Source organism: Candidatus Enterovibrio escicola (genome assembly GCF_002464935.1).
GTDB classification, from domain to species: Bacteria; Pseudomonadota; Gammaproteobacteria; order Enterobacterales; family Vibrionaceae; genus Enterovibrio; species Enterovibrio escicola.
In genome coordinates, this window is record NZ_NBYY01000012.1 from 1 (window position 1) to 22,097 (window position 22,097).

At 38.7% G+C, this 22,097-nt stretch carries 24 protein-coding genes and 7 pseudogenes; 21 read left to right on the plus strand and 10 right to left on the minus strand.

Annotated features, from left to right (window positions below):
- Nucleotides 1-120 precede the first annotated feature (120 nt).
- The 3 genes and pseudogenes from BTN49_RS22040 to BTN49_RS05240 form a co-directional block, all read left to right on the plus strand.
- Nucleotides 121-296: pseudogene (locus BTN49_RS22040) on the plus strand (IS982 family transposase); the annotation flags it as partial.
- A 22-nt stretch (nt 297-318) separates the two neighbouring features.
- Entirely contained in the window at nt 319-666 is a 348-nt protein-coding gene (locus BTN49_RS17525) for a transposase (protein WP_097356308.1), read from the plus strand.
- A gap of 30 nt (nt 667-696) precedes the next feature.
- Nucleotides 697-1,202 (plus strand): annotated as a pseudogene (locus BTN49_RS05240) (IS982 family transposase); the annotation flags it as partial.
- Nucleotides 1,203-1,207: 5 nt separating this feature from the next.
- Here the strand turns inward: BTN49_RS05240 and BTN49_RS05245 are convergent.
- Together BTN49_RS05245 and BTN49_RS22045 are read right to left on the minus strand one after the other, a co-directional pair.
- A pseudogene (locus BTN49_RS05245) lies at nt 1,208-1,591 on the minus strand (transposase); the annotation flags it as partial.
- A gap of 465 nt (nt 1,592-2,056) precedes the next feature.
- Nucleotides 2,057-2,272, minus strand: a pseudogene (locus tag BTN49_RS22045) (transposase); the annotation flags it as partial.
- Nucleotides 2,273-2,849: 577 nt separating this feature from the next.
- Here BTN49_RS22045 and tnpA point away from each other — a divergent pair.
- Both tnpA and BTN49_RS05260 read left to right on the plus strand, forming a co-directional pair.
- Nucleotides 2,850-3,131 carry an IS200/IS605 family transposase gene (tnpA, locus tag BTN49_RS05255; RefSeq protein ID WP_263363901.1) on the plus strand — a complete coding sequence of 94 codons (282 nt, stop codon included), beginning with the start codon at nt 2,850-2,852 and terminating at the stop codon, nt 3,129-3,131.
- A 645-nt stretch (nt 3,132-3,776) separates the two neighbouring features.
- Nucleotides 3,777-5,867: an Ig-like domain-containing protein gene (locus BTN49_RS05260; RefSeq protein ID WP_158523632.1), complete on the plus strand. Its 2,091-nt coding sequence runs from the start codon at nt 3,777-3,779 to the stop codon at nt 5,865-5,867.
- Between the two features lie 643 nt (nt 5,868-6,510).
- Here the strand turns inward: BTN49_RS05260 and dinB are convergent.
- Nucleotides 6,511-7,572: a DNA polymerase IV gene (gene dinB / locus BTN49_RS05265; RefSeq protein ID WP_097356312.1), complete on the minus strand. Its 1,062-nt coding sequence runs from the start codon at nt 7,570-7,572 to the stop codon at nt 6,511-6,513.
- Nucleotides 7,573-7,610: 38 nt separating this feature from the next.
- Nucleotides 7,611-8,091 (minus strand): annotated as a pseudogene (locus BTN49_RS05270) (ornithine decarboxylase); the annotation flags it as partial.
- 1,116 nt (nt 8,092-9,207) lie between these two features.
- Between BTN49_RS05270 and BTN49_RS05275 the strand changes: the two are divergent.
- A complete protein-coding gene (locus tag BTN49_RS05275; protein ID WP_146679139.1) occupies nt 9,208-10,059 on the plus strand; it encodes a hypothetical protein in 852 nt (283 codons plus the stop codon).
- Nucleotides 10,060-10,726: 667 nt separating this feature from the next.
- On the opposite strand, the gene BTN49_RS05280 is transcribed toward BTN49_RS05275, so the two are convergent.
- Nucleotides 10,727-10,951 carry a transposase gene (locus tag BTN49_RS05280; protein WP_223823892.1) on the minus strand — a complete coding sequence of 75 codons (225 nt, stop codon included), beginning with the start codon at nt 10,949-10,951 and terminating at the stop codon, nt 10,727-10,729.
- Nucleotides 10,952-11,213: 262 nt separating this feature from the next.
- On the opposite strand from BTN49_RS05280, the gene BTN49_RS05285 reads away from it, so the two are divergent.
- Nucleotides 11,214-11,837, plus strand: coding sequence for an XRE family transcriptional regulator (locus tag BTN49_RS05285; protein ID WP_097356315.1), 624 nt, complete (start codon nt 11,214-11,216; stop codon nt 11,835-11,837).
- Nucleotides 11,838-11,929: 92 nt separating this feature from the next.
- Here the strand turns inward: BTN49_RS05285 and BTN49_RS05290 are convergent.
- Nucleotides 11,930-12,770 (minus strand): annotated as a pseudogene (locus BTN49_RS05290) (IS5 family transposase).
- Nucleotides 12,771-12,915: 145 nt separating this feature from the next.
- On the opposite strand from BTN49_RS05290, the gene BTN49_RS15320 reads away from it, so the two are divergent.
- The 6 genes from BTN49_RS15320 to BTN49_RS15345 all read left to right on the plus strand — a co-directional run bounded on the left by BTN49_RS15320 (nt 12,916) and on the right by BTN49_RS15345 (nt 15,047).
- Nucleotides 12,916-13,185: a hypothetical protein gene (locus BTN49_RS15320; protein WP_199399392.1), complete on the plus strand. Its 270-nt coding sequence runs from the start codon at nt 12,916-12,918 to the stop codon at nt 13,183-13,185.
- A gap of 69 nt (nt 13,186-13,254) precedes the next feature.
- Nucleotides 13,255-13,464, plus strand: coding sequence for a hypothetical protein (locus BTN49_RS15325; protein ID WP_199399393.1), 210 nt, complete (start codon nt 13,255-13,257; stop codon nt 13,462-13,464).
- On the plus strand, nt 13,430-13,654 hold the full coding sequence (locus tag BTN49_RS15330) for a hypothetical protein (protein WP_199399394.1): 225 nt from the start codon (nt 13,430-13,432) through the stop codon (nt 13,652-13,654). The genes BTN49_RS15325 and BTN49_RS15330 overlap by 35 nt, the downstream gene beginning before the upstream one ends.
- Nucleotides 13,655-13,806: 152 nt before the next feature.
- A complete protein-coding gene (locus tag BTN49_RS15335) occupies nt 13,807-14,022 on the plus strand; it encodes a transposase family protein (RefSeq protein WP_199399397.1) in 216 nt (71 codons plus the stop codon).
- 36 nt (nt 14,023-14,058) lie between these two features.
- Nucleotides 14,059-14,340 carry a transposase gene (locus BTN49_RS19020; protein WP_199399395.1) on the plus strand — a complete coding sequence of 94 codons (282 nt, stop codon included), beginning with the start codon at nt 14,059-14,061 and terminating at the stop codon, nt 14,338-14,340.
- 5 nt (nt 14,341-14,345) lie between these two features.
- Nucleotides 14,346-15,047 carry a transposase gene (locus BTN49_RS15345; protein ID WP_199399396.1) on the plus strand — a complete coding sequence of 234 codons (702 nt, stop codon included), beginning with the start codon at nt 14,346-14,348 and terminating at the stop codon, nt 15,045-15,047.
- A gap of 65 nt (nt 15,048-15,112) precedes the next feature.
- On the opposite strand, the gene BTN49_RS05305 is transcribed toward BTN49_RS15345, so the two are convergent.
- Nucleotides 15,113-15,307 (minus strand): hypothetical protein, encoded by a 195-nt coding sequence (locus BTN49_RS05305; protein ID WP_097356316.1) that lies wholly within the window; start codon nt 15,305-15,307, stop codon nt 15,113-15,115.
- A gap of 138 nt (nt 15,308-15,445) precedes the next feature.
- Nucleotides 15,446-15,619, minus strand: a complete 174-nt coding sequence (locus tag BTN49_RS13900) for an SRPBCC family protein (RefSeq protein ID WP_158523633.1) — start codon at nt 15,617-15,619, stop codon at nt 15,446-15,448.
- 652 nt (nt 15,620-16,271) lie between these two features.
- On the opposite strand from BTN49_RS13900, the gene BTN49_RS20490 reads away from it, so the two are divergent.
- A complete protein-coding gene (locus tag BTN49_RS20490) occupies nt 16,272-16,403 on the plus strand; it encodes an IS1 family transposase (protein ID WP_097356323.1) in 132 nt (43 codons plus the stop codon).
- A 129-nt stretch (nt 16,404-16,532) separates the two neighbouring features.
- Complete coding sequence (locus tag BTN49_RS05315) at nt 16,533-16,928, plus strand: DUF5384 family protein (RefSeq protein WP_146679141.1); 396 nt, start codon at nt 16,533-16,535, stop codon at nt 16,926-16,928.
- 278 nt (nt 16,929-17,206) lie between these two features.
- On the opposite strand, the gene BTN49_RS17530 is transcribed toward BTN49_RS05315, so the two are convergent.
- Nucleotides 17,207-17,449 carry a zinc ribbon domain-containing protein gene (locus tag BTN49_RS17530; RefSeq protein ID WP_223823891.1) on the minus strand — a complete coding sequence of 81 codons (243 nt, stop codon included), beginning with the start codon at nt 17,447-17,449 and terminating at the stop codon, nt 17,207-17,209.
- Entirely contained in the window at nt 17,419-17,709 is a 291-nt protein-coding gene (locus tag BTN49_RS17535; RefSeq protein ID WP_223823890.1) for a transposase, read from the minus strand. Before BTN49_RS17535 ends, BTN49_RS17530 begins: the two co-directional genes overlap by 31 nt.
- Before the next feature lie 122 nt (nt 17,710-17,831).
- On the opposite strand from BTN49_RS17535, the gene BTN49_RS12880 reads away from it, so the two are divergent.
- The 6 genes and pseudogenes from BTN49_RS12880 to BTN49_RS20495 form a co-directional block, all read left to right on the plus strand.
- A complete protein-coding gene (locus BTN49_RS12880; protein ID WP_146679143.1) occupies nt 17,832-18,020 on the plus strand; it encodes a hypothetical protein in 189 nt (62 codons plus the stop codon).
- A gap of 224 nt (nt 18,021-18,244) precedes the next feature.
- Nucleotides 18,245-19,318 (plus strand): DNA alkylation repair protein, encoded by a 1,074-nt coding sequence (locus BTN49_RS05325; RefSeq protein WP_097356318.1) that lies wholly within the window; start codon nt 18,245-18,247, stop codon nt 19,316-19,318.
- 329 nt (nt 19,319-19,647) lie between these two features.
- Nucleotides 19,648-20,392: pseudogene (locus tag BTN49_RS05330) on the plus strand (IS6 family transposase).
- 111 nt (nt 20,393-20,503) lie between these two features.
- Entirely contained in the window at nt 20,504-21,136 is a 633-nt protein-coding gene (locus BTN49_RS05335) for a TrbG/VirB9 family P-type conjugative transfer protein (protein WP_097356319.1), read from the plus strand.
- A 78-nt stretch (nt 21,137-21,214) separates the two neighbouring features.
- Entirely contained in the window at nt 21,215-21,610 is a 396-nt protein-coding gene (locus BTN49_RS05340; RefSeq protein WP_097356320.1) for a hypothetical protein, read from the plus strand.
- 418 nt (nt 21,611-22,028) lie between these two features.
- On the plus strand, nt 22,029-22,097 hold a 69-nt coding region (locus tag BTN49_RS20495), incomplete at its 3' end, for a helix-turn-helix domain-containing protein (protein WP_146679147.1).

Consider the following 22,097-nt stretch of genomic DNA (forward strand, 5'->3'; position numbering starts at 1 on the left):
AAAGAATGATTTCAGGAGCAAAGTGTTTCCATTTGAATGCGGGATTGGTCATTGAGTCACTAGATCAGAAAAGACAGAACTAAATTCTGAGTCTTGGTTGATTTTTTTGCAACAAAGCCAAAAAAACACCTAATTTCTTCTGCTATAAAACAAAGAAACAAGACGTTTGCCTTTCAATTAGCGAAGTGATGATAATAGTGATAGCTTTCCATCAATCAGGGTATCGAGACTTCAAAACCTATTACATCCACTTTGTTTGTTACTATTTCACCAACGAATTTCCTGAATTAACATCAGATCTTATATGGATATTGTAAAGTGAGTGAGCATAATAAAAAATTACTGCACGGCTACGTTAGGAAACGACACAGTGTTAGCAAGCTAGTTGTCAATGTGGTCCTTACGACAAAGTACAGACGCAAAATACTTACGGGTGTGATGATCGATAAATTGCGAGAGGTGTTTAAGTCTGCTTGTATGAAACGTGAGAGTGAGGTGGGCGATGTTTACTGGGATAGTGAACCAGCAAAGCCCGATTGGGCAGGGTGCCACAACAACACTACAGTAAGCACACTGCTAAACAGAGGTTTCTCAGGCATTATTAGCTCTTATAGGCAGCGCGATCAGGGGTGGCATACAACATGTACAAGCAGGAACGGAAAGTAAAATAAGCAGGCAGATAAAAAAGATAGACCATTAACTAACAGAGAATTTGAATTAGTTAGCTACACGAGGATGCTCAAGATGATAAAAGGTGTTCTGGTTTCTCTTTTCTCTTACCTCACTCATCGTTAGGCAAGGCCGACAGGGATTGCCTTCGTTGATTCGTCCTAGCTATAGGTTTGTTACAACCTACGTATTCTCAGACATCAGGTTTTTGAAGGTACCGCGAAGCGAGGAAAAGGAACGATGGAGTGGTTCTATGGTTTCAAATTACACCTCATTATCAATGACCAAGGTGCATTATCTCAGTCAAAGTGACAACGGCTAATGTGGATGATAGAAAGCCTGTATCGGAAATGGTTGATGAGCGTTGGGGGTGTTTATATGGAGATAAAGTTTATATCTCTAGTTCATTGGAGCAGGAACTTGCAAACAAGGGAGTGATACTGAATACGGGTGTAAAAAATATAAAACCCAAAGTGATGAAATTTTGGAACTGCCTGATACTCTGTTTCTCCTTCCCGTTTTTAGGCGTTTTCCATTAACCTTCGCCGTATAACTTTAGACCTGAGGAATCAATAATAACGTGGGCGACAGCTCATTGATGTGGCAAATGGTATTTAACTTATACAGTCTTCGAACAGTTACTAATGCACGTGTATGTGGGGAAGTTTAGTGGGACTTTCATCAACGTAAGAACTGAATTGAAAAAACCTTCTAATCCACGAAGTGGGAGTTGAAAAATACGTTTCACCATCAGTGCCTTTTCAATCGCGGTATCAGTAAATATAAACCCACGACCGTGATGCTTTGGACAATGCCATGTTTTAATGGCAGCGTCGTCTATCCAAAAAGTCACTGAGACACGGTTTACTAATGCTTGATTATACTGTTTCCAGTTAATGTTTTTGTGCTTCTCATTTCCCATCATCACCTCCCACTTAACTCCATGATGATCTGATCGTAGGAATTGCGATTAGTTCAGATATTAGGGAAATAACGCCAGTAAAGGATATAAATCCCAACGTTAATTGATAAAGTGTGACGCAATTTAAAAATGCATAATATCTTGTGGGTGAGAGTTGGCACTCATAATGAAATGGTGCAGTATTCCCAATACCAAAAACCTTGCAGGATCACAGGTTTTTTGCATTTTAGCCGAAACAAAATATAAATCAAAATGCCGAGGGCATTATGTGGCGTTAATAATTGAGTTGTCGAGTATCTTAATTCTGCGCACTTGTTATCGGTTAAGTAGACGTGTAATAGCGACATATCCCGCACGAGGCCGTAGGGTAGAGATTAGATTTGGTTCGTGCCCCATTAATGTATAAATTAGCGCATAGCTATGTTTTTTAGTTGGTCAAACGGTTTTGATAATCAATCGTTTTCAGAGCATCAGACGATCCAAAATTTTCATCACTTTGGGTTTCATGTTTTTTATACCCGTATTCAGTATCACTCCCTTGTTTGCAGGTTCCTGCTCCAATGAACCAGAAATATAAACTTTATCTCCGTATAACCCCCAAAGTTCGTTAGCCTTTTCCGCCACAGGCTTTCTATCCGGTGTGTTATTCATAGCCAAAAGCGTGGTACATGTATGACACATCAGGTGTGGTATGAACTCTGGATCATCTTTGTAACCTATCTCCGTCCGCATTTTTTTATAGTTGTTTCTGAGTTTCGCTCCGGAGAATCCTTCAAACAGCATGTGAAGACCTCTTTCTTTTCGTTCATGCATGATGTCTGCTGAACGTTTAAGTAGGGGAACTCGCCGTGTTTGCCCGTCCTTCGTATCTTGGAGCATTATATGTGAACAATCTTCCATCACATCTCGCAATTCCAGTTTTGTAGTTCCCAAGTTCTACTGCCAGTATCTATTGTAACAATGACAAAATCAGCGATTAAGGCTCTCTGGTTTAACCAAAATTAATCAACAATTATTCGTTCTTCATCTAAAGAAAAGAATCGTGTGCGCCCTTTATCTATTTTGCACCAAGGAAACAACGGAATGTATTGACTGTATCCCAGAAACACACAATGTTTAAGAATGATACGGAGTTTTCTAATATTCTTATTGATAGTGTTCCTAGTGCGCGCTCAAATATCCATTTGATAATCTACATAGGTACATAATTTAAAAGCGTTTATTTCTGATGGCGCTGTCTACCAGCTAAAAAGATCTAGTGAGATTGGTTTTTATCACAAAATACAAAAGAAAGGTGTTTAATGACGATATGCTAAATCAGCTAAAAATAATATTAGAGGAAACTTGTCAGGATTTTGAGGTTAATTTAACTGAATTTAATAGTGAAAAAGATCACGTTCATTTACTTGTTGAGTATCCTCCAAAAGTGCAACTTAGTAAGTTAATTAATTCATTGAAAGGGGTTAGTTCTAGGCTTATGAGGAAGGAATACCCTGAAATTTTAACCAAATATATAGAGCAACAAAATCGCCCTGAGTAATATTTACGGCTACGCCGTAATGCCTTACATCCCCGCCATAAATGACGGTTTTTTACGGCTAAGTGATAAACTCCTGACACGCTTTTAAGATAAACGCATACTCACATCTCCAAGCCAAAAGAGGAGACTGAGAGTGTGCTTTAGTTTATCTAATTCTCCGCTAGGTTGTGCATTTTACCTGACGGAGGGCTATATAAATTAAGCCGATTTCCATTCTTTACCTAAAAATTTCTCAGACTATACTATACGCTGAGTTTTTACGGGATCTTACCTTAACATATTGTTTCCTCCTACCTTGTCAAGAATACTCAATTCGAAAAATAGCATCAAGAAATTATTGACCACTTTAATATGCGATTGGAGTGACCTTTTACAGCGAGTGAAGATTAGTTAAGGATGATTAAAATATAAGGCTGATGAAGTGAACTTGACATGATAGTGGAATCAGCCTTGACCCTTTAGAAAAATACAAAAGATATATCGCTAAATTAATACAAGTAAGTGCAAGAAACTAAACTTTGTTGAGTTAGTTATAGATGGCGAATTTTGCTATCACACGTATAACTTCATCGTATTGCACTTATTACTTGAATCCAAATTTCATTCCACACAAATGTCTTACAGTTATTTAAGAAGGAATTAAATATGACGAAAGTTGAAAGTTTATTTTCGGGCACAATGGCATTGTTGGCTCTATCGATTGGTAATTATTCGATTGCTGCAGAAGAGCTTCAAGGGTGCATTGTCAGTTTAGAATCTAATGAAAGATATTGTTTGCCCGTGGGTCAAAGATCAGGATATTCATTACCAGATTGGATTAATGGTCATGAAGTATATGTTCAAGCATCAGAAGGTGCAGCGGTAATGCTCTCAGACATGGACAATTTGTCTTACCATCGTTTGGCTATCTTTTCAGGGACAGTGACTAATCAGCAACTGATTAATGTCGGAGCCATCAATGGTGATAGACTCAATTTGTCTAACCCCAGATCAATGAGAGTGGTGAGAGACAAGAACCCCCTTGGTTGTATTATTAGCCTGAAAACCAAGGACAAATACTGTTTGCCCGTCGGCAAGAGTTCCGACTCCTCCTTACCTAGTTGGATAAAAGGACATTCAGTTTATGTTCAGGCATCTGCTGGAACGGCAGTTATGCTCTCTGGTTTGAATAATTTATCTTCCGATCATCTGGCTACATTCTCAGGTACCGTGACCAATGATAAATTGATTGCTGTAAAAGCATTAAATGGTGAGACGTTAAACTTCTCAACACCTCATTCCATGAGAGTGGTGAGTAGTGATAAAGCACTTGGTTGTATTATAAGTTTGGAAAGCAACGATAGATTCTGTTTGCCAGTCGGTCAAAGTTCAGGATATGCTTTACCTAATTGGATAAAAGGGCATGAAATTTATGTTCAAGCCTCTCAGGGTGCAGGGGTTATGCTCTCCAACTGGTATGATTTAACTGACACTAATGTAACTGCCTTTGCGGGTACTGTGAATAATCAAGATTTGGTTAGCAGGAGAGCGGTTAGTGGTAAAGAAATGGATTTTTCAGCGCCTTTCTCTATGAAAGTGGTGTCTGATAACCAACCTCTTGGTTGTATCGTTAGCTTGGAAACTAATGCCAAGTACTGTTCAACTGTTTTCTGGATGGGAAGACATAAATTACCTAGTTGGATCTACGAACATAAAATATCTATTCAAGCAGCAGGGGGTGCAGCGGTGGCGATTTCGGAGAGAGAGAGGTTGCCTTACCAGCATACAGTCACTTTCGCAGGTACAGTCGCAAGTAAAGATATAAACCTTATTAGAGCCGACAATTATCAATTATTTGACCTTTCAAAACCAACGTATATAGAAGTTGTGAAAGATAAAGCACATAGTCAGATCCTTAACGGTGGTTATGATAATGATATTATCTACGGTAGTACAGGTCATGATGTGATCAAGGGCCACGATGGATCTGATACGCTTTACGGTAATAGTGGCGATGATATAATCTATGGTGGCTCAGGCCACGATACTCTTTATGGTGGCTCAGGCAAAGATCAATTGTTTGGTGATGGCGGTTTTGATTCACTCTATGGTAATGCAGGTAATGATATTCTACATGCAGGGTCTGTAGGTGATAGTTTGATGGACGGCGGTACGGGTTTTGACTTGTACATTGGTAGCCAAGGAAATGACACCATGATCTTCGATCAAGAAGACTTCTCTGATGAAGGATTCATAATGGATCACGAAACCATTTATAAGGGTAACAAAGGCTTCGATATCCTACTGGTCAAGGGTGATGCAAACATCGACTTTTCTGGTTCTTCGTTCTTCTCAGATAGCAGCATAGTTCCATATCATATGGCGATGACTAGTATTGAAGCAGTAATTGCGGGTGAAGGTGACCAGATGGTAACAATTGATGGCAATGCTATTTACGACCAGTCTAATGCTGTGGAACAAGGGTCGACGGATGTTAACCCAGAGGATTGGAATGGTTTTGTGGCTTGGTTGGGTGCAGGTAACGACACCTTTAACTTGAAAGCAGGTGGATGGCACTATTACGCAAGTGGAGCAGCACCAGCTCCGCTAAGCTCTGATATGATTGCTTCCATGAGTTTGTCGCAAGAGCAAGTTGATGAGCTTCATTCCTATATATTTTCGTCTATGGGGGGAAAACAAATTACGGTTTGGACAGATGCAAATACTGTTCAACTCGGTGGTGTCAATATCCATTGAGTAAAAGATAATGTCGAAGACAGAATCCTGCAAGATTACTGTTTTCCTATAAAAATCCTTCGATGAAAATCGAGGGATTTTTTTAATCTATTGTTGTAGCGTTGATCTTAATGAAAAATTTTACTTTGAGTTTAGGTGATCTTTCACCACAGTCACAAACTGTTTAATATTTTTTAAGTTCTGATGCAGGACAAGGATTGTCCCAACAAGGGCACTAATAACTCAAGTTCTTTTTAAGGCAGTAAAGAAACCATCCTTAAAAAGGTGATAACCAAAGAAAACAAAATCTTTATTATTTTTCATTGTTCTTGCTCTCTCCATTGGAGAAAACAGTCTAAAAGAAGAATCTTCATTATCCCTCGATCTTTAGGAAAGTGGTCTTGCTTCTCTTTGTCAGTCAGTACGGCATTAAAGCGATAGCCTATTTTCGTGGCAATTTCAGTTAATAACACAATCATTTTGTCCGTGAATCAACAACACTGGCATAGCGATCCCACCAAGGCGTGTATTGACGTCAAAGCGTGTCAGTGCGTCATAGTAGTAACGCACCACGCTCATCGGGTAGAGTTGATTTATTACGGTTGTCGAGCATATCAATGACTGTTTGATGCTCAATATTGGTTAATAGCCAATTTGAAAATTTTTAGTTATAATTTAATTGAAGTTGCTTCATTTTTAACTGATTCGGCAAATATGCATGAAGACCTATTAGTCTTACTCCTCTTCCCTCCCTCCTAATATCCCAAGCATTTTTAGCAATCGATAATAAATTAGTCAGATCCAGAATAGGGTATGCATGGTTATGGGTTGTTAATTTAAAATTATCAAACTTAAATTTAATTCCATGGCCTGATATATTCTTATGGGGACTGTAAATTATTAGCCTACTCTCTAGCTCAGGGTATAAACTCTCTATGATTGAACAGCATTTATCCCAGCTATATATATCGTTAGGGAGTGTAAATTCAACGCCTACCGATTTTCTAGGTGGATCTATACACAGAGGACCATCATCTATACCGTGACACCGTTGCCAAATTGAAAAACCGAATTTACCAAACTCTTTAATGAATGAAGAAAAATCATAACATTGAACATCTGCACATGTTTTTAATCCCATTGACAAAAGCCTTTCCTCTGTTTTTGGACCAACTCCAGGAATCTTTCTTATCTGCATGTTTTTAATAAAAACAATAACTTCGCATGGTTTTATTACATAAATCACATTTGGTTTATTTATATCGGATGCTATTTTTGCTAAGAATTTTAGCGGTGCAATCCCTGCTGATGCTGTTAAATTAGTTTCGTTAAATATAATCTTACGGATATCATTCGCAATTAAAGTTGCAGAACCATTACAACAGGATGAGTTTGACACATCTAAATAAGCTTCATCCAATGACACTGGTTCGATCAGATGAGTGTAACGCAAAAAAATTTCATGTAACTGCTGCGATACTTCTTTGTATACAGACATTCGGCCTGGTAGCACAACCAAATTTTCACATAACCTAAGGGCACTTGCTGTTGCCATGCCACTATGAATACCAAAACACCGTGCTGGATAATTAGCAGTTGATATGACTCCCCGTTCAGATACAGTTCCCCCTATAGCCAAAGGGATATTAGCCAGTTTGGGATTATCACGCATCTCAACAGCAGCAAAAAAACAATCCATATCTATGTGGATATACTTTTTATGCATATCTATGCCCTGTGCCTGTTAATCCTTAACAACATAAGCATAAAACCATAGTTGTCCCGTGTTGTTTCTAGATATACAGCAGTTGTACCAGCTTGGAGTAAGGCTCCATGATAACAAGATTTATGATTGTTCCTATCAAAAAGAACAAGGTCATCTGATGTTAATAATGCATTTGTTACTACTTTATTTGACGTCGATGCCCCGTTAAGAACAAAATATGTTTCATCCGCATTAAAGACTTGGGCTGCATATTTCTGAGATTGTCCTGGTGGTCCTATATGGCTAAGTAATTCACCAAGCATCGGGTCTGCATGAGGATCATCACTTTTAAAAATATTATCACCAAAGAAGTCAACGAGTAACTTTCCACTTGGGTGCTTTAAAAAACTCTTTACCTTGATGCCATGGACAGGCAAATGTAATATTTCCTCTGTTTAAATATTTAGTAAGTGTTCTGAAAAAAGGCGGGTATAAGTTATCTTCATAATTTTTAATCGCATTTTCTAATTGTTTGCCAAATTGTCTTTAGGTCATCACTATTTTGGTTGAAGCTCCCCTTGCTTCAGCTAGGGGAGCTTCAAGAGTGTTTACTTCATGAACTGAAATAGTGAAATATTGATGATCAGTACTCACTAATTCCTATAGATCAAAGACTTAATGAAAAATATTAGTACATTACGAATATCTGGTGATTTTATGGAAGTTGCTATCTTTGACAACGGGATTGTAGTGGTTGATACATTAGAGACGAAAATAATTGACGGAAGGGTATTTGTTTATCAACTCGAAATGGGCTACGGGTTAAACGCATCGCAATTAGTATTAATGGACTGATAATTAAGAGTTTCAACGCGTTATATAATAATGAATGTATATCACACTCATATTTTAAAGAAGCTAAAATAAAAGGTCGAGTAATTTATAGTATTAATTGACTATAAAGCAATACTTTCATTGTTCTTTTGACCTCTGCTAACTACAATGGACGCAGATTTTAAACAAGAGTGCATTACATAGCACATTACTACATAGTTTATTATGTAGTGTATTTTTTAAATTTAGAATGTGTTGGAACTCTCATTCCAGCTAATCTGCATTCGCAAAATGCCGTCTTTCCTACAGTAGGGCGGTTTTTTTGTGCACAAAATACAATGGCTTGATCTTTTAGATCCTTTCCGATATGGTGAGTGTTCAATGTTTGGACTGAGAAACCAAATATCCCTGAAATCTGTAGGAAGTCGCACCATGCCCTTATCACCCCCTACTCGCTCTGTGCGAGCTATAACCAGACCAAATTTTAATCAATACCTCTCCTATCTTTGGATAACGGGTGTCGGTAATTGTTTAAAAGGCGTGTCTGATGAAAGACGTTAAACTATTCATCCTCTCTTTAGGTAAGGTTATACGTGATTGGCCTTTGTTCGTCTGTGTTATTCATAGGGGTGCAAAATGAGAAGACATCGCACAAGCCGTATCCACGAATTAGCGCACCACACGACCGTCGTAGAGTCGATGGATTCGCAATTGTGTAAACTGCATATCAAGGTATTAAGCGCCGGAGTGATCCCCAGTGGCCTCCGAAAATCATTCATTAAAGTCAAAGCGCTACGCGATGACTACAGATCCCTATCCTCAATGACCGGCATAGAGCAGCAACAAGCCGAGTTCTGTCTGGATTACTTACAGACGTTTGGCATGAGCGATCTTGCGGGGATGAGTGATGGTATCCACTGGTTAACGCATTATCAAAAACGAATCTTGTTAGCCTTGTGTGATTTCATTGACGATCCATTACGTTGTCATCGAGGGTTATTGGCTCCACTGCATCAATGCAAAAGCTTACTGAAGACCCTTCAAACTAAGCAACGTGTCCATTTAATCAAAGTGGTCACGGTGCTTATCAGTTCAATGAACATTGAATCGTGGACGATTGGTAAATACTCGAATAAATATCAATCCGCGTTATACGACAACAACGGGCTTGAACTGTTTAGAGGGATCACACACGCCGAACTTAAAGAAAAATATAGAACTCTTTGGGGGCAAGATATTAACAAAGGTGTCTATGACGATTGCATCAAGATGTTAAAGCTTGCAGGGTTCCTAGAGATAGAGTCGTGCTACCTATCGAATGATGCTGGTGATATCAAACGACAAGAACTTAGAGAATCTGGCGCATCCCTTGATGAGATCAACGCCATTCCTCGCATATGCTCTGAAGCAGCATTTAAGCGGTTTACTCCAGCGTTCAAACAAGTCTTTGCATTTATGTTAGATGCCGAAGACATGATCAAATCAAAAATGAAAGCCTTTGCCAAGAGCGCGGCCAGAAAGTTGTCATCAGCTTACGCGACGTATTCCCCTTTCTCAGATAGCTTTTGGACGCGCAAGCGTAACGACTTTAAACAATGGAAAAATGGCCGCAGTAAATACCCTCAAAGTGCCTCAATGATGAGCGCATGTGGAGATCCAATACCCATTAATTAACACCCTTTTAAGACAATGCCGCTTAACTGCGGTATTTTGCGTGGCTGTTTGTTATCCCACCCTTTTTTTTGGCAATAAGGTCATTTTTGGCCGGAATAATGGGACCGTTGTCGTTAGCTAACTAAGATCTTGTTGTTGTATGTGTCTCTGCACGTTCATATAGTAATAACGTTGTGTATAACAATTTAATTTAAGGTTACGGAAATAGGTTAAAGAAGAAGGCAGGAGATCTTAGCTTTTTACATAAAAAGAAAATCTTAGAGTTATTACTACTTATTGAGAAAAAGAGCCTCTGGGGATATGAGAAAATTACTGTAGCTAAAATATGGGAGGAAGAACCTCCTAGGTGAAATAAAAAGATGCCAGTTAGCAACTTCTCTCATGGCGCTTACACAGTTTAGACAACTACTTATCAGTGCCACGCAAAAAAGGAATCTTTAAAAGGATTGAGCGAGGCGTGTACCAGCCTTACCCTAACTTATTTAATAAAGGATCTTGAGCGGATCTTCATAAACAACGACAAGCGTGGCTGCAAGTAACGTACACACATGCCGAAGGCAAAATAGTAGAGTCTAGTCCAAGAGTTAAATAGCTATACGTATGTATGATAGCAAGCACGTAGTAGTGAAAATCATTAATTAACCTCACAGATCTGCATAAGAAACAATTATGCAGATCTGAGGTTAATACAGGTGTCTGTAAGGGATTTCAACGAGATATTCATCAATATAAAAACTGAATTGAGAAGGCCTTCTAATCCACAAAATAGGAGTTTTAAAATATCTTTCACCATCAATGCCGTTTCAATCTTGGTATCCGAAAATATAAACCCATATCTACGATGACCGTGATGCATTAAACAATGCCATACCTCAATAGCAGCGACGTCTATCCAAAAAAGTCACTGACCCTTGGTAAACCAAGGCTTGGATTATATTGTTTCTAGTTGATGATCTTGTGCTTTGCTTTTCCCATCATCACCTCCCTCTTAACTCCATGATGATCTGATTTGTAGGAATTGCACTCATAACTGTTCAAATAGACCTATCTGTAAACTATTAATTCATTAATTAAATTAATAGTTTATGAAAATAACCTGTACTTTATATTTTTGAGTTCAAACTGGTCTAAATTAATTAGCTAACTTTCTAACTATGTCTATAGCTGAGCGTATAAAAGAAATAAGAGAACAAAAGTTAAACCTCTCTAAAAAAGAATTAGCAGGTTTGCTCAATATAAGTCAAACAGCGGTGAACCAATGGGAAAAAGGAGTTAATTTACCTGCACAAAAAAACCTCATAAAATTATCTAAAATTGCAGGAGTTTCTTATGAATGGTTAATTCAGGGACAAATTAGTGATAAAACCTTGGAAGATAGTAAGTTAGTAATTCCATTTTATAGGGATATAGAAGCTATCGGGAGGTGGGGAATAAACTGTGATAGCGAAGTGTTGATGATTAGTTCTCATCTGATTCCTATAGATAAAAGTCTTAATAAAAACGTTATTGCATTGCTCGTATCAGGTGATTCTATGGAACCTGCTATCTCTGACAACGGTATTGTATTCGTTGATACATCAGAGATAAAAATAACTGATGGTAGGGTATTTGTTTATCAACTTGATAATAGACTACGAATTAAACGTATTGAATTTAGTGTGAATGGCCTGATAATTAAGAATTTTAATTCTTCATATAATGATGAACGAGTATCGCTCTTAGATTTTAAAGAAGTTAAAATGATAGGGCGCGTGATTTATAGTATTAATCGACTTTAGATCAATACGCTAATTTTGATTTCTGCCTAAACTAAAGACATAGTTGATTAAATTAGACCCATAATGCACTAATCCAAATCTTTTTTATAGTCTTAATTTATCTGCTGGCGAATAGGCATATCGAGTCTTATAACTTTATTCATCGCTTTCACCTTTGCCAACGCTTCACTAACTTGAGCATTGTCATTACGAATGAGTAATTTTAGGGCTGAGTAACTGTTTATAGCGAAACTTTTCCACTCCGTCAGTTTGTCATCTTTCAACGCCTTTACAGCTTCATTTCTAGGATATCCTTTTTCCCAGTAACCCGCATTGCTTCGAGGTGGGATACTGGGAATTATTCCTTTATTCTTCAGTACGTGGTAACATACTCTATGTGTCATAGGATCCATCAGCACTGACTTGCTGTATCTTTCATCGTAATGGTTTAAGCAATGTAGATAAAACATCATTGTCCCCCATAGAAACTATGGCTCATTACTACCGCAATAACCTCATGAGTAAAAACATCAATGGCAAGATGAAGTTTTGCGCCAGATACGCCACTTCTCCTTGCCGTGTTTACGTGTTTTCTATTCACCTTCATTGTATACTTGTAGGCCTGAGGCATCAATAAGGCCGTGGCCAACATCTCCTAGACTCGGTAAATACTACTGAACTTTTAAGGTCTTCAACCGTATTACTAATGCATATATGTAAGGATTTCAGAGGGACATTCATCAACGTAGAAACTAAATTGAGAAAACCTTCTAAATCCACGAAGTGGAAGTTTAAAAACACCTTTTACCATCAGTGCTATTTCAATCAAGGTATCAAAAACATAAACCTATGGCCACGATAACCATGATGCTTTAGACAAGGCCATACCTAAATAGCAGAGACGTCTATCCAAAAAAGCACTGAACCACGGTTTACTATACTGAGTATGCGGATTTAGTGATTGATTTTTACAGGATGTATTAATTGGTTAAAATCAGATTTAATGATTGACATAATAAACCAAATACCCTTGTATTAAGAACGTGGAGACATCCACAGTCGATCTCAGCGGCGACTCTGAGAAGACAAGGATTTAACCATGAAAACTATCTCTATCGCTGAATTTGAAACTCTGGTAGCTCGCAACGACTGGCAACGAGAACAAGATTGCGAAGTTTTAGAGCGTCTTGATCGTCAGGTTGAAGAGTGGAACAAAGAAAACGAATCTTTTAATCTGAACGATATTCCTCACGTTTTTGGTTTGGCTTCTAAAACCTCAACCTTAGATGGTATCAAAATTACTTACACCGAAGGCTTTAACTACGACGAATGCGACTCCGACTCTCTGTCTACAGGAACCGAGGAATAGGATGCTGTTTGGTCTGTAGAAAGCGTTACGGTTGTTGATGTTGATGGTGACGAGCTGAATGCACACGAATTGGCTGACTATCTGGATTCTGATTTCAGCAGCATTAATTACAGCGTACTTGAGATAGAGCAAATAATTGACGTAAACGAGATGGAAACATTTAAACTTGATATTGATAACGCGCCAAACGTTCGCTTTACTGGTGAACTGGTAGCAAATGCGGCTAATTCTGATAATCAAGCTATTGGCAGTAGTTATAACGGTCAAACTGGTCGTTAGACAGAGTTATCTCTTTACAAGACTAAAGGCGGAAAATTCATCTGTCATCAAGTTGGTCGCACTAGAAGGCAAGATGAGCGTGACCGTTTTAGCGGCAAGGTCTGTGAAACGCTGGAAGAGGTTAAAGAGTTTTTTGGCCACCGCTGGCTATCCAAAGAGTTGTACGCTGAGGCTAGCATTGATGATGTAGTAGAAGTGGAGTGACAGCAAGGGGCTTCGGCTCCTTTCTTTTTGACTATGACAAATATTTTGAATTGATCTGACCACAATGTTAATCAGGTTCATGAATCTGAGTATGATTATCAGGTTTACGCTGAACTAAAATACCCGCCTTCATTTTGCATCCACTGCTACAGATCTGATCTTGTTGGTTTTGGGAAAAGAACCAAAATTCTCATGGATATACCCATGCACGGCAAGCGTGTCGGCATCCACCTCAATCGTAAACGTTTTAAGTGCCAAAGTTGTAATAAGACGTTCTACGAGCTTGTATCGCGCAAAGATGAAAAACGTAAGATGACTAAACAGCTTATTGAATACATCGCGCGAGAGAGCTAAAAACGTACATTTTTAAGTATTGCAAATGATATAGGTGTGGATGAAAAAACAATCCGTAACATATTTCAAGATTACTGCGAGCGTGAAGAAGAACAACTGAAATTCGAAATGCCAAAATGGTTAGGAATTGATGAAATTCATATCATCAAGAAACCTCGATGCGTGTTAACTAATATTGAGCATCAAACAGTCATTGATATGCTCGACAACCGTAATAAATCAACTCTACTTCGCTACTTTACAAAACACGAAGACAGAGAGCGTATTGAATTTATCGCAATGGACATGTGGCGTCCTTATAAGATAAGCACACGGTAGAAACCATGATACCGAATGCCACTATCGTCATAGATAAGTTCCACGTAGTCAAAATGGCTAACAAGTCGTTAGAGCGTGCAAGAAAAGCAATACGTAGCCAACTTACGCCACAACAGCGCCGTGGACTACTGAAGGATAGGTTTGTACTGCTAAAGCGAAAGCACGAACTCTCAGATGCGGAATACTTACGTTATTCTGGCTGGATACTTAACTATCCCGAAATGGGAGAAGCTTACGAACTTAAAGAGTCTTTCTTTGTCATTTGGAACAGTCAGACGCGTGATGAAGCTCAGCAAGCTTACTACGCTTGGCTACGACTGGTTTCACCTAAAATGACGCGGTATTTCGATCCGATAATCAAAGCTATGGGTAACTGGCACAATGAAGTTTTTGCGTACTTTGATCATCCAATAACGAATGCTTATACGGAAAGTCTCAACAACCTCACTCGAGTTATGAACCGTACTAGTCGAGGTTATAGCTTTGAAGCTCTTAGGGCTAAAATGCTATTTACTGAAGGATTCCAAAAAGTGAAACGTACACTATATCAACGATATCCAATTCCTAATAATGCCATTAGCTTGTTTGATATGGCTGCGGAACCTCAAATAGTAACGAACTATGGTTCAAGCATATCAACTTTGATCAAAGAATTTAAAATGGATTCAAAGAGTCCCATTTCACTCACTAAATCCGCATACCCCTAATACTTAATTATATTACTTCCAGTTGCTGATCTTGTGCTTAACCTATCCCATCATTACCTCCCACTTCACTCCATGATGATCTGATCGTAGAAAGTCATCACTTGCTGGTGGATGGCCGGTTCAATAGGTTCAGGATTCATAGTCAAATATCTCTTTGTATTGTAATAGCGATAAAAGGCGTGGATGGTTGACTCGATCATCATGTGACGTTCGCTGGATTCGCCCGTGCTGACTTCAAGTACGATCTCGGACTTAGGCATCTGGTACGCCCCTTCCTAAGTGACAGCTATAAGTTTGTTGTCCTCAAGGGTCACCCACCCTGCCGAGCTTAATAAGTTCGCTTGGCATAAACGCCGCTCGGTGAGTACTTGAAGTTCATCGGCGTAATCAAATAAAACTCATTCTTCGATGCATGAGTCTGGACCATCTTGGATGACGTGTCGCATGGCTAAACAATTGAGTTGCTGAAGCAAAATCAAGTTAAAAAATACAGTCATGATGGCGTCGGTGCCATGCTTAAATTCGCGCTGATGGTCAATTAATTCTGGGGTTTGGAGATGGACTTTGTGCATGATGTCAGCCCCCTTACTGAGCTTTGAACGACAAGGTGCTCACGAGTACACTGTGGACCCCGCTATTACAAACCTCGACGTGCATTTCCTAATCGGAATGCAAAAGGCTAGAAGTTTTCAAAGAACGAGTGCAACAACGCGGCATAAAACTGGTCTTTAACGTTTCCCACATGAAGTTGTCAGTTGTTGTTCACTCGGAGGTGCACTGTCACGTTTAACCAAGTCATGCCGTATTCATTGAGGTCAAACACATCCGCCATGCCCCTGTATCCATCGATGCCATGTTTTAAACGGTAGCCATCTAAAGAAGATTCTGATCAGTACGTTAGAGGCCTACTTTAATTAACAACTCCAGTCATAAGGCTAAAAATAAGGAATGTTGATGAGATTATAATTTAGTACTACACTTTGCGACAAAAACTCCAATAAGCTCCTCGGTAATTAGATTTTCATGGTAATATAATAGATGATTAGGAACAAAGCCTTCTATAAAAAATAAACTCAATAATTGATCATGTAGGCGTTATTTCTACAATACCTAAACTGATTGTAATTCCTACGATTCAGATCATTATGGGGTTAAGCGGGAGGTGATGATAGGAAAGTTAAAGGCCAAGCACAAGATCAACAATGCTGATCATATACTGAATTTATTGAGAGGGAAAATCTAATTTTCAGTACGCATTTAAAACGATTCAATCTGAAAACGATTGGATACTCAACATCAATTGAAATGTACGACGAAATGATGGGTTTATTCATTGAACGTGCATATTATATATAATAAGATTTCTATATGATGAAAGTAATTACACTATCTTTGTTGTCAATAATCTCATTTACAGGCTGCCAAATTACGGGTAAAAAAGACAGTTCATCCCCGCATGTTATAAGAACCCAAAACGTCGAGACAATGACAAATATACTACAAACTCAATTGTTAGAGCTCCAACGTGCCGAATTACGTGGAAAAAATAAAATGATGGAGGAGGAACAACGACAAAAAAAATTGGCTGATGAGGCAAGTGCAATAATCACACGTGTGACAGAGAACGAGAAAAATAAGGAAGTATTAGCCGAATCCTTGAAGCATAAAAAAGAATTAGTTAAGCAAGTTCAAGCTTCAAAAATAAGACGTTCTAAAGAAAATGAGAGATTAGCTGACAAATACAGAGAGCAAGAATATGAGGATAAGTTACGTAATATTAAGATTGAGAGACAAAAACTAGCATTACAACAAGAAATGTTAAACTTCGAAAATAACTTGACGGGAAGGAATTTAAATGTTGTTCCTAGTGTTGTTGATTAAATCAGGTCGATAACAAACTATGCTCTGCAAGAGTTAGCTCAAGAAAATAAAAGTCTAATATTGACACGTAAAAGCGTGTCCTGCTCAAACAGTATCCTGACGCAGAATTTATCAGTGACGTTAGCAGTGCTTTATAACTTTAATTGAAGCTCCCCCTAGCTGAAGCTAGGGGATTCTTGTTGTCAACGGTTTAGGCATTGCAATACTAGATTGCTTTAGTCTTCTAAAATCTCTTACAAGCATTTAATGTGTCGGTACTTCCTACCGCCACGTATTTTTTAAGTTACCAACAATCTCAAACTTTCAGTGTGAATGTTGGTAGCTGCATTTTGATCTCTATCGTGCGTAATACCACACTCACACGACCATGTTCTAATGGCTAATGACCATTTACCAGAATACATTTCACCGCAATTACTGTACATTTTTGATGATGGGAACCATTGACTAATAGCAGATACCGTTCGCCCGTACCAATCTGCTTTATATTCTAATTTGAGCCTTTTTTCTTCTTGGCTAATTGACGTGAAGCCTTGGCTAACTTTTTAGCGTATTTATTGGTTGTTCTGGGGTTATTAAACTTAATGCCATCCGAACAAATAGCTAAATCTTTAATGCCAACGTCCACACCTATTGTTTTATTAACTACAGGAAGTTGATTGATGCTTTCTTTAACTAAAATTAAAACGAAATACTTACCTGATTTAGTTTTAGATACGGTAAGTGAGCTAGGTGTTCTAGTGAACGAACGTGACCACTTGATTTTCAGGGGTTGCTTCATCTTAGCAAGCGTTAACGCTTAATTGCTTTGTGGCAGATGCCCCAAATTACTTATCAAACCTAGTCATCTTGATGCTCGGCTTGATAAGCAAACGCCAGTAGCCAGAGCTACCAGCAACAAGCTTGATTGTATACGGTGTAATTGACCAAAAAAGAAGATTCCAAACAAATAGAAAGCCTTTGTCACGCGTTTTACGTGAGATTTTCCTGAAACAAAAGATATCAACAATTATTAAGGGGAAACAATTAATGAAAGACTTATTTAAAGAGAGATTATTTGGCGGATATATAGGGGGGGTAGCAACGCCTTAATCGGAGGGTCATTCCGACTATTGTGGGTAAATCAATATAGGCTCTCAGAAAACAGGGGAATTGGTACGATATCGACGAGGCAATAGCGACTAAGATGCCTGTAGATGCCTTTTTTACGGGTTTTATGCGTGTTTTTGCTCGGTTTTTTTCAACAGACGTGACGACGCCTAGCCAACAAAGACTATCCTAAAATAAGTTACCTTACAACAGATGAGACAAGCAATATGGCAGAACCATTAAAACACTTTTACAACAAAGAACTTATCGAATCATTATCACATCAATTAAAATCCGCTTACACCTCTTTTGATTCGGAAAGATTTCAGGAAGAAATTTTTTCCGATAACTGGGATCTAAAGGAACTAAAAGCTAGAATTACCCACATAACCGAAGTTATGCATCGCTTCCTGCCAAATAATTACGCAGAGTCCATCGAAATATTGAAACAAGTATCAACTTATTACACAGGGTTCTACTATATTTTTTTTCCAGAATATGTAGCACGGTATGGGCTCGACGATTTTGATACTTCGATATTAGCACTAGAGCATTTTACCCAATACTCAACGGCTGAATACGCAGTGAGACCATTTATCAAAAAACACAAAGAACGGATGATATCACAAATGGAACTGTGGGCGGAATCGAAGAATCCTCATGTACGGAGAGTTGCTTCTGAAGGCTGCCGCCCTAGACTGCCATGGGCCGAAGCTCTGCACGAGTTCAAAAAAAATCCTACACCTATCTTTAAAATTCTCGAAAAATTATTGAACGACGACAGCGAGTCTGTCAGACAAAGTGTAGCAAACAATCTCAATGACATTTCCAAGGATCACCCAGAGCTACTCATCAACTACACGAAAATATGGATGGGTAAAAGTAGAAATACAGACATAATTCTGAAACACGCTTGTCGCACACTGTTAAAACAAGGAAACCCTGAAATACTTCGTCAATACGGCTACGCCCCACCAAACCATATCCGAGTCGAAAATATAACACTTCAGGAGCAGATAAAAATAGGAGAACATCTGAATCTAGAATTTAAACTGACAACCTTAGAAAAGAGTCTTGGACGATTACGCATTGAATATGGAATCGATTTTCTCAGACAAAATGGAAAATCATGGAGAAAAATATTCAAAATTTCATATTCATCTTGTCCTAACACAATAACTTTCTCAAAACAGCATTCTTTCAAAGTAATATCAACAAGGAAATATTACCTCGGCCTTCACACCATAGCTATTATAGTTAATGGCCAAGAGCTCGCCTCTAGGCATTTTATGTTACTCTAGATATAATCAACTAATCATTAATTTCCTGACACTAATGCAGTTTGATACCGTTATTAATCACTTAATAGTTAGATTATTATGATAGCACAATATCGACAAAATACACACCAAGGAAATACTGTTTAAAAGCATCGTATCTGCAATGATGGACAGCAATGCAACCACGTTGCCAGTCTTGCTAACGCGTCTTATAACTTATTGGATACATGACCCTTCGTAATTAATAGAAGCAAGCGTATACCGTATAATTATTACTTAATAGGGCTTTGTTGCAAAAAAATCAACCAAGACTCAGAATTTAGTTCTGTCTTTTCTGATCTAGTGACTCAATGACCAATCCCGCATTCAAATGGAAACACTTTGCTCCTGAAATCATTCTTTGGTGCCTGTGCTGGTATGGTTCGACCCCAATGAGCTACGCCAACCTCAGCGACATGCTGGCAGAGAGAGGGGTTTCGGTTAACCGCTAACCGCTTGACCATTTATCGTTGGTTCATGGAATATGCCCCAGCATTACGCAAGAAGTTACGTCGCCATCAATTCATCCGAGCAGATTCTTCGTGGCAGCTCGATGAAACTTACGTCAAGGTAAAAGGGAAATGGCATTATCTGTATCGAGCTATCAACAAGCAAGGCGAGACACTGGACTTCTATTTCTCCCAAAAACGTAATAAAAATGCGGCTTATCAGTTCTTGAAACGGTGCCTAAGATACTATGATGTAGACACTCAGCCTAAGACCTTGAACACAGACAAGCATTCCTCGTATGCTCATGCTATCTCGCGCCTGAAGAAGGAGGGACGGCTGCGAGCGGATGTCGAGCAACGGCAAGTGAAGTATCTCAATAATGGTATCGAGTCCGATCACGCCCCCATCAAGAAGCTCGTTGTCAGCTCCGGCGGTTTTAAAATACGAAAGCGAGCCTGGTCAACCATCAAGGGATTCGAATCACTGCGAATGTTGAACAAAGATCAGTTTGATTTCTGGTTACGTCATGATGAGGGTAAAACTCTTGTTCGGGAGAGATCCGCCTTCATGAATCGTCTATTTAATGTTGAGGTGATTTATCAGTAATCGTTAAGCCCATTACTGGGTAGATCTGCATCCTCTAATTGGTTGCAACAGCCCCAGTACGTCACAATATAAAATCATCTTCTACTTCCTTGTCAAGCCCTCTGAAATGTTATTAGAGTAAGAACCAAAATTGGGATATCAACTTTAATTCAATTTGAGCAAGGTGAATATATGTCGGCACTGGATTCTGGTATGGGGATAGGGGATGCACAAGCCTGGGGGATTGATGTGAGAGGAAATAATGTTTTTCTGAAACCCATTGCAGAAAAACCAGAGACCAATCTCATTATAACAACAAACAAAGGGAGAACTTACTCTTTCCAATTAGTCACCAGTAAATCCCCTCATTACATCATAAAGTTAGCCTGCGATAAGCCTAAAACGGGTAAAGATAAGAAGTTTGATATTCCGTGTTTTAACGGTAATGCCAATTTTCGCTATGGGAAGTGGGGAGATGAAGCTCTCGCGCCAAAATATATGTGGGATGATGGGCGTTTCACTTGTCTTAAATTTACTAAAAATGATGAATTACCCGTTGCTTATCAAGTAGCTTCGGATAGTAGTGAATCATTGATTAACTACCACCTTGAAAAAGACACCATGATTTTACACGGGATATCAAAAGAATTTCGTCTTAGATTGGGTAAACAAGTTTTAGGGTTGCGATCTGATGATGCTATTTCAAGCGGTTACAACGAAAAGGCAACAAGCATTAACGGTACTAGGGAGTTAAATTATGACTGATAAGATTCTAAGTATCGATACCTCTTCTAAAGATAGATCGAATCTGAACGTAGGAGAGCAAAGTAAAAAAATAAATCAATGGCCATAGGGACATTCTTATTAATAGGACTGGCCGTGATTATTTGTGCTGTTATTTTTGCATTTTCTCGGTTTGATAAACCTAAAATAGTCACCCAAACCACTCCAGAAAATAACTTTAATGCGGGTTTTGATAAAAGTACTATCGATGAAAGTATTGCTTTTTTTAAAAAAATGAACAGAGTAAAAGAAAGAGAAAAGCAAGCAGAAAAAGAAAGATTGGCAAGAGGGAAAGAAAAAGAATATGAATTAAGACGACAAGCTAAAGCAAATAAGCATGACAATCCAGTTACTGTCGTTAGAGTGACTGATACCCTCCCTCCACAACCAACACCTTCCGTTTCACCTGCTTCTCAACCCGCAGTGCCTTTTCAATCGAGGTATCCGAAAAGATAAAGTCACGGCTACGATGACCGTGATGGTGCTCCCCGCCCAAGGGCGATATATGCTGAAGAAGCTTGTCACCAACCAATTTGGTTGGTGACAGTGGTAGTAAAATCTTGAGGCGACGACTGTAGCTGTGCTTGAAAAGCTGAAGGATAAAATCGGAACAGTATCGAGCCGGCTAATAAATAGCGTTTAGAGTAAGACGTAATCCGAATGCTGGAATGGGACAGCCCCCTTTCATTTGGTTTTGTCGTCACTTTGAAGAGCTAACTTACTAAGACTAAAATCTAATGCAAAATCATCGAAACTCCGCGTGAAACCCCTTCCTTTTAGGTAGGGGAGGTAAGCGGTCAAGGCAATGCCTTGAAAACTCACAATTTGTAAAATTAATATACAACTCACATGAATAAGCGTGTTATTGTGAGTTATGAATGAAAAAGCATATAAATACCGTATTTATCCAACACCTGAGCAAGTCACTTTACTTGAGCAGACG

Bases quoted from the DNA above. Each gene is read 5' to 3' on its own strand.
- BTN49_RS05260 (WP_158523632.1), top strand. From the start codon at position 3,777: ATGACGAAAGTTGAAAGTTTATTTTCGGGCACAATGGCATTGTTGGCT.
- dinB (WP_097356312.1), bottom strand. From the start codon at position 7,572: ATGCATAAAAAGTATATCCACATAGATATGGATTGTTTTTTTGCTGCT.
- BTN49_RS05275 (WP_146679139.1), top strand. From the start codon at position 9,208: ATGACCGGCATAGAGCAGCAACAAGCCGAGTTCTGTCTGGATTACTTA.
- BTN49_RS05285 (WP_097356315.1), top strand. From the start codon at position 11,214: ATGTCTATAGCTGAGCGTATAAAAGAAATAAGAGAACAAAAGTTAAAC.
- BTN49_RS15320 (WP_199399392.1), top strand. From the start codon at position 12,916: ATGAAAACTATCTCTATCGCTGAATTTGAAACTCTGGTAGCTCGCAAC.
- BTN49_RS15345 (WP_199399396.1), top strand. From the start codon at position 14,346: ATGATACCGAATGCCACTATCGTCATAGATAAGTTCCACGTAGTCAAA.
- BTN49_RS05305 (WP_097356316.1), bottom strand. From the start codon at position 15,307: ATGCCTAAGTCCGAGATCGTACTTGAAGTCAGCACGGGCGAATCCAGC.
- BTN49_RS13900 (WP_158523633.1), bottom strand. From the start codon at position 15,619: ATGCACAAAGTCCATCTCCAAACCCCAGAATTAATTGACCATCAGCGC.
- BTN49_RS05315 (WP_146679141.1), top strand. From the start codon at position 16,533: ATGACAAATATACTACAAACTCAATTGTTAGAGCTCCAACGTGCCGAA.
- BTN49_RS17535 (WP_223823890.1), bottom strand. From the start codon at position 17,709: ATGAAGCAACCCCTGAAAATCAAGTGGTCACGTTCGTTCACTAGAACA.
- BTN49_RS05325 (WP_097356318.1), top strand. From the start codon at position 18,245: ATGGCAGAACCATTAAAACACTTTTACAACAAAGAACTTATCGAATCA.
- BTN49_RS05340 (WP_097356320.1), top strand. From the start codon at position 21,215: ATGGCCATAGGGACATTCTTATTAATAGGACTGGCCGTGATTATTTGT.